Genomic DNA, 6,707 nt, shown 5'->3' on the forward strand with positions numbered 1-6,707 from the left:
CTCCTCAGGCCGTCGTGCGGAAGTTCTTGCGGATGCTGGCCCAGCAATCCTGGTAGCTGCCCTGCAGCTGGGGTGAGCCCAAGGCCTGGGCGGTCGGGCACAGCACATTCCGCGTCTCGAACATGAAGGCCATGGTGTTGGCCACCTTGGAAGGCGCGCTGGTATCGGCGTTGCTGGCTTTTTCGAAGGTCGCCGCATCCGGCCCGTGCCCGCTCATGCAGTTGTGCAGGCTGGCGCCGCCGGGCACGAACCCCTCGGCCTTGGCGTCGTAGGCGCCGTGCACCAGGCCCATGAACTCGCTGGCCACGTTGCGGTGGAACCAGGGCGGACGGAAGGTGTCTTCGCCGGCCAGCCAGCGCGGCGGGAAGATCACGAAGTCGAGCGTATCGACGCCCGGCGTGTCGCTCGGCGATTGCAGCACCAGGAAGATCGACGGGTCCGGGTGGTCGTAGCTGATCGAGCCGATGGTGTTGAAATGGCGCAGGTCGTACTTGTAGGGCGCGTAGTTGCCGTGCCAGGCCACCACATCCAGCGGCGAATGCCCGATCGTCGCACGCCACAAATTGCCGCAGAACTTGGCCACCAGCTCGAAGTCGCCTTCGCGGTCCTCGTAGCGCGCCACCGGCGTCAGGAAATCGCGCGGATTGGCCAGGCCGTTCGAGCCGATCGGCCCCAGGTCGGGCAGGCGCAGCAGGGCGCCGAAGTTCTCGCACACATAGCCGCGCGCCTCGCCATCCGGCAGGCGCACCTGGAAACGGATGCCGCGCGGGATCACGGCGATCTCCTGCGGTTCGAGTTCGATGGTGCCGAGCTCGGTGGCCAGTTCAAGGCGGCCCTGCTGCGGCACGATCAGCAGCTCGCCGTCGGCACTGTAGAAGAAGCGCTCCGTCATCGAGCGGTTGGCGGCGTACAGGTAGATGGCGCAGCCACTCATGCTTTCCGGCGAGCCGTTGCCGGCCATGGTCACCAGGCCGTCGACGAAATCGGTGGGCGCCTCGGGCATCGGCAGTGGGCTCCAGCGCAACTGGTTCGGCGGCGGCGCCACGCCCGTGAAGCCGGCCACGATGCGGCCGTTGCCCATTTCCTGGAAAGACCCGTGCATGGCGGCGGGCCGGATGCGGTACAGCCAGGAACGGCGGTTGTGGCTGCGCGGGGCCGTGAAGGCGGTGCCGGAAATCTGCTCGGCGTACAGGCCGTAGGCAACCTGCTGCGGCGAATTGCGGTGCTGGGGCAGGGCGCCGGGAAGGGCTTCGGTGGCGAATTCGTTGCCGAAACCAGACTGGTACCCGGTTTCCGTGCCGATGTGCTGGGTCATGCGTGTCTCCTCGCGATGCGCGAATGGGTCTTGTTCAAGTGTGTTTACCTGCACTCTAAGCCAGCCGTTGGTATTTTACGACATGAATAGATGAATGTAGACTATTCACACAATCAATACCGGAGCACCCATGGAGCCCCACCAAATCGACTTGAACCTGCTGGCCGTGTTCCAGGAAGTCTACCGTGAGCGCCAGATTTCGGGCGCGGCCAAACGGCTCGGCCTCACGCAATCGGCGGTCAGCAACGCGCTGGCAAGGCTGCGCCGCGTGTTCGGCGACGAGCTGTTCGTGCGCACCCGGCAGGGCATGCAGCCGACGCCGTTTGCCGAAGGCCTGGCCGAGCCGGTGGGCAGCGCCCTGGCCCAGGTAACGCTGGCCCTGAACCGGCGCAGCGGCTTCGACCCGCTCACCAGCAATCGCCGCTTCACCCTGGCCATGACCGACGTCGGCGAGCTGCACTTCATGCCGGCGCTGATCGAGCGCTGCCGCCTGGCGGCCCCGCACCTGCAGATCAGCACGGTGCGCGCGGGAAGCGTCGTGCTCAAGGAAGAGATGGAAAGCGGGCGCGTCGACCTGGCCATCGGGCCTTTTGAGGACATTTCCGAAGCGCTCTACCAGCGCCTGCTGTTTCGCCAGCCCTATGTGTCGATGATGCGGCGCGGCCATCCGCTGCTGGAAGGGAAGGTCGATCTGGCGCGCTTTGCCGCCGCCGAGCACCTGTTCGTCGACTCTTTGGAGAGCCCTTATGACCGCGTGAATGGCCTGCTGGAGAAGGCCGGCATCGGCGCCTCGACCCGCTTTCGGGTGCCGCATTTCACGGCCGTGCCCTATATCGCGGCCAGCCATGACCTGGTGGTGACGGTGCCGCAGAAGCTGGCCGAGCGCGCCGGCCCGCCCTTCGGCCTGGCCTGGATCACGCCGCCATTGACCCTGCCGACGCTGCAGACCAACATGTTCTGGCACCGCCGCTACAACCAGGATCCGGGCAATGCCTGGCTGCGTAAACTGGTTGCCGATGCCTTTGCCGAAGCACCGGGGCGTGCCGACTCGACATCAAAAACCGTACATGGACGCGGCCGCACTGGCGTATGATTCGGGTCACGGTTCGGTGCGGCGCCGCGTTCACGAGACAAGCGCGCCGCCTGGAGGAGATAACAACTGCAACAAGAAGGAAAACAACATGGCTGACCTGTTTGAGAATCCGATGGGCCTGATGGGCTTCGAATTCGTCGAGTTCGCATCCCCGACCCCGGGCACGCTGGAACCGATCTTCGAGGCGCTGGGCTTTACCAAGGTGGCGAAGCACCGCTCGAAGGATGTGTCGCTGTACCGCCAGGGCGAGATCAACTTCATCATCAACAACGAGCCGAAGAGCCACGCCGCCTATTTCGCGGCCGAGCACGGCCCGTCGGCCTGCGGCATGGCTTTCCGCGTGAAGGATTCGCACGCCGCCTACCAGCGCGCGCTGGAACTGGGCGCCCACCCGATCGAGATTCCGACCGGCCCGATGGAACTGCGCCTGCCGGCCATCAAGGGCATCGGCGGCGCGCCGCTGTACCTGATCGACCGCTTCGAAGACGGCAAGTCGATCTATGACATCGACTTCGAATTCATCGACGGCGTCGAGCGCCGCCCGGCCGGCCACGGGCTGAAGATCATCGACCACCTGACCCACAACGTGTACCGCGGCCGCATGGCGTTCTGGGCGGCGTTCTACGAGCGCCTGTTCAACTTCCGCGAAATCCGCTACTTCGACATCAAGGGCGAGTACACCGGCCTGACCTCGAAGGCGATGACCGCGCCGGACGGCAAGATCCGCATTCCGCTGAACGAAGAGGGCAAGGCCGGCGGCGGCCAGATCGAGGAATTCCTGCTGCAATTCAACGGCGAAGGCATCCAGCACATCGCCCTGCTGTGCGACGACCTGATCACCACCGTGGACGGCCTGCGCGCCGCCGGCGTACCGCTGATGAGCGCACCGCCCGAAACCTATTACGAGATGCTCGATGGCCGCATTCCGGGCCACGGCGAAAACGCGGGCGAACTGCAGAAGCGCGGCCTGCTGCTGGACGGCGCCGTCACCGACGGCAAGCCGCGCCTGCTGCTGCAGATCTTCGGCGAAGCACAGCTGGGACCGGTGTTCTTCGAGTTCATCCAGCGCAAGGGCGACGAAGGCTTTGGCGAGGGGAATTTCAAGGCGCTGTTCGAGTCGATCGAGCGTGACCAGATCAAGCGTGGGGCTTTCAAACAGGCGGAAGTGGCGTAACGCGGTTTTCGATTTCGGAAACGTGGCAATGGTGGGTACAAGTACCCACCGTTTCAATCGAACGATATTTATTGCCCCGGCGTCGAATTCGCATGCGACCAGGTGCGATTCGCCCCCGGCATCGACGGTTTCTTCACCAGCGTACGCAGTGCCAGCAGCGCACTGGCCGCTCCCACCACCATCGCCGCGGTGCTGCCCGAGAAGCCGACCGCATGGCTCTTCGCCAGCTTGCCCGCCTTCGGCGCCACCAGTTCCATGCGGCGCTTGGTCATCTGGGCGCCCAGTTCCGACAAACGCTGCTTGCTCATCAGGGTTTCGGCCTGGGGCAGCAGGGTGGTTTCCTCGTCGGCCACGTGGTGGATCACGTCGCGCATCAGTTCAAGGATCAGCTTGTCGTGGCGCGGGTCGGAGCCGCTGGTACGGCGCAGCTCGCTGATGATGCGGCGCATGTCGTCGTGCTCCGGCTCGGCCTTGTGGACGAAGGGTTCGCCCTTGTCGATCTGGCGCATCACCGGATAAAACACTTCTTCTTCCAGCGTGGCGTGGATTTCCAGCGCGGTACAGATGGTTTCGGCCAGCGCCTTCTTCACGCTCGGCGACTTGTCCTTCGTGTACTGGTGGAAGGTGACCATCACGTGGGAGTGATCGAAACGGATCATGTCGGTGATGGTCGGGCTGAGTTGTTTCAGAGAAAACATGTCTGCTCTCCTTGTTAATGATTGGCTAACATGCTAGCTCGTCGAAAACCTGCGCGACGTAGGACGGCGCCGTCTGCCCACGTCGGCATAAGGCGCGTCGTCAGTAGGGTTTTTACTGGCGATTCATACAAAGGATTTTGCCATTTCCTGTGGTTATCTTTAGCCTTCTCCACTTAACATCTGGAAAGATGAGCTGCGGAAAGGTTCTTGTAAAACTTTGATAGTTCGTCACCATAGTCCTACACGAATACGGCAGTGCTTCTGATTACAGCAGACCGCATCCCTGCCAAGATGAATTCACGTTCGACTGACGGTGCAGTACCGTGCAGCCGTGATTGGATGGCGTCGTACGCTGTCGCGTGGACGCTTAGGTTTCATCTATCAAAGGAGTCGGAATGTTTGCACATAACAAGCGCCTGCAATATACGGTCCGCGTCGCGGGACCGAACCCTGGCCTGGCCAACCTGATGCTGGAGCAGTTTGGTGGACCCCAGGGCGAACTCGCCGCAGCGATGCGTTACTTTACCCAGGCCGTATCGGAAGACGATCCAGGCCGCAAGGACATGCTGTTCGACATCGCCACCGAGGAATTGAGCCACCTCGAGATCATCGGCCACATCATCGCGATGCTGAACAAGGGCGCCAAGGGCCGCCTGGCCGAGGGCGTCGATACCGAAGCCGAGATGTACAAGCAGATCACCGGCGCCGGCAACGACAGCCATATTACCCAGGTGCTGTACGGCGCCGGGACGCCGCTGGTCAACTCGGCCGGCGTGCCATGGACGGCCGCCTACATCGACTCGATCACCGAGCCGACCGCCGACCTGCGTTCGAACATCGCCGCCGAAGCGCGCGCGAAGATCGTGTATGAACGCCTGATCGCCTGTACCGACGACCCCGGCGTCAAGGAAGCGCTCGGCTTCCTGATGACGCGCGAGGTCGCGCACCAGAAATCCTTCGAGAAAGCGCTGTACTCGATGGAGTCGAACTTCCCACCGGGCAAAATGCCCGCCGATCCGCGCTTCTCCAGCGTCTACTTCAACATGTCGCAAGGTCCGGGCGAAATGCGCGGCCCATGGAACCAGGGCGAGGGCTGGGATTTCGTCAGCGACCGCGAGAAGCAGATGGGCGTCGATGGCGGTTCCGGCGAAGCCGAAGTCAAGTTGCCGGCAGCCGACGTTGAGATCCTGAAGCAGATGCAGGCACGCACCCTGTCCGATCCGACTACGGATCCGCAGACCGGCGCCGAACTGGGTCTCGACCCGTCCACGCCGAAGGGCGCCTCCGCCATCAGCAAGCCATAGCGTAATCTGGCTTGTTCGGCAACCAACGGTGACGCGCCTTGCGCCGCCGTTGGCGTAGAATCGACGCCAGAACTTGTGTTTTGCGACACCCGGCGCCACGCGCGGTGTTGTGAATCGGCGGTAGGGCGTTGCGGAAAGGATCCTTGATGGACTTAGATTCACAGAAGTTGCGCTGGACCGACGCGCTGGTACGCGCATTCACGGTCCGGCGCGCCGTCGGCTTGCTGATCTGCTCGGTAGGCTGCCTGCTCCTGCTCGGCAGCCTGGCCGAACAGATCATGAATGCCAATCCGAAGATGCACGCGGCCCTGCTGGGCGGCGGTATGGCCGCCGCGGCCACCGCGCTGGGTACCATCCCGGTGCTGCTCTCACAGAATTTCTCGAAACGCACCTACGACAGCTTCCTCGGCTTCGGCGCCGGGGTGATGCTGGGCGCCACCGCATTTTCCCTTGTCATCCCCGCGCTCGCCGCCGCCCGTTCGGCCGGCGCCGGCGCCTGGGAAGCGAGCCTGCTGGCCGGGGCCGGCATCATGTTCGGCGCCGGCGCCATCCTGCTGCTGGGCCGCGCCATCGAACCGTCCCACGTGCTCGAACGCGACGACGTGCGCGGAAACTCGCTGCGCCGCGCCTGGATGTTCGTCGCCGCCGTCGCCCTGCACAACATGCCCGAAGGCCTGGCCATCGGCGTGGCGTATGCCGGCATCGACCTGGAAAAGGCGAACTCGCTGACCACCGGCGTCTCGATCCAGGACGTGCCGGAAGGCCTGGTCGTGGCGCTGGCGCTGCGCACGGTCGGCTACGGGCGCCTGACCTCGGTTGGCCTGGGGGTTTTGTCCGGCGTCATCGAGCCGATCGCCGCGGTGCTCGGCGTGGCCCTGATCGGCATCTCGGCCGGCCTGCTGCCGTTCGCCCTGGCCGCTGCCGGTGGCGCGATGCTGTTCGTGATCGTCAACGACGTGATTCCCGAGATGCGCGAAAGCGGGAACGGGACCACGGCAACGATCGCGCTGATCTTCGGCTTCATATTAATGACGGTGCTCGATACCGCGCTGGCGTAAGCGACAATCGACCGCGGCGCCTGCGACCGTATCTATGGACTCCACCCGTTTTGCAAGAAGAAGAT

General features: G+C 63.9%; 6 protein-coding genes. 4 read left to right on the forward strand and 2 right to left on the reverse strand.

Going from position 1 to position 6,707, the window contains the following annotated elements:
* Positions 1-4 precede the first annotated feature (4 nt).
* Positions 5-1,315, reverse strand: coding sequence for a homogentisate 1,2-dioxygenase (gene hmgA / locus QWL29_RS17880; protein ID WP_305824228.1), 1,311 nt, complete (start codon positions 1,313-1,315; stop codon positions 5-7).
* 130 nt (positions 1,316-1,445) lie between these two features.
* On the opposite strand from hmgA, the gene QWL29_RS17885 reads away from it, so the two are divergent.
* Together QWL29_RS17885 and hppD are read left to right on the forward strand one after the other, a co-directional pair.
* Positions 1,446-2,408: a LysR family transcriptional regulator gene (locus QWL29_RS17885; protein WP_305824229.1), complete on the forward strand. Its 963-nt coding sequence runs from the start codon at positions 1,446-1,448 to the stop codon at positions 2,406-2,408.
* 88 nt (positions 2,409-2,496) lie between these two features.
* On the forward strand, positions 2,497-3,582 hold the full coding sequence (gene hppD, locus QWL29_RS17890) for a 4-hydroxyphenylpyruvate dioxygenase (RefSeq protein ID WP_305824230.1): 1,086 nt from the start codon (positions 2,497-2,499) through the stop codon (positions 3,580-3,582).
* Positions 3,583-3,650: 68 nt separating this feature from the next.
* Here hppD and QWL29_RS17895 read toward each other — a convergent pair whose 3' ends face one another.
* Complete coding sequence (locus QWL29_RS17895) at positions 3,651-4,280, reverse strand: hemerythrin domain-containing protein (RefSeq protein WP_305824231.1); 630 nt, start codon at positions 4,278-4,280, stop codon at positions 3,651-3,653.
* A 395-nt stretch (positions 4,281-4,675) separates the two neighbouring features.
* Here QWL29_RS17895 and QWL29_RS17900 point away from each other — a divergent pair, with 395 nt between their 5' ends.
* Both QWL29_RS17900 and QWL29_RS17905 read left to right on the forward strand, forming a co-directional pair.
* Positions 4,676-5,584 carry a manganese catalase family protein gene (locus tag QWL29_RS17900; RefSeq protein ID WP_305824232.1) on the forward strand — a complete coding sequence of 303 codons (909 nt, stop codon included), beginning with the start codon at positions 4,676-4,678 and terminating at the stop codon, positions 5,582-5,584.
* A 146-nt stretch (positions 5,585-5,730) separates the two neighbouring features.
* Complete coding sequence (locus QWL29_RS17905) at positions 5,731-6,642, forward strand: ZIP family metal transporter (protein WP_305824233.1); 912 nt, start codon at positions 5,731-5,733, stop codon at positions 6,640-6,642.
* Positions 6,643-6,707 lie beyond the last annotated feature (65 nt).

It is taken from the genome of Massilia brevitalea (genome assembly GCF_030711405.1).
GTDB classification, from domain to species: Bacteria; Pseudomonadota; Gammaproteobacteria; order Burkholderiales; family Burkholderiaceae_D; genus Telluria; species Telluria brevitalea.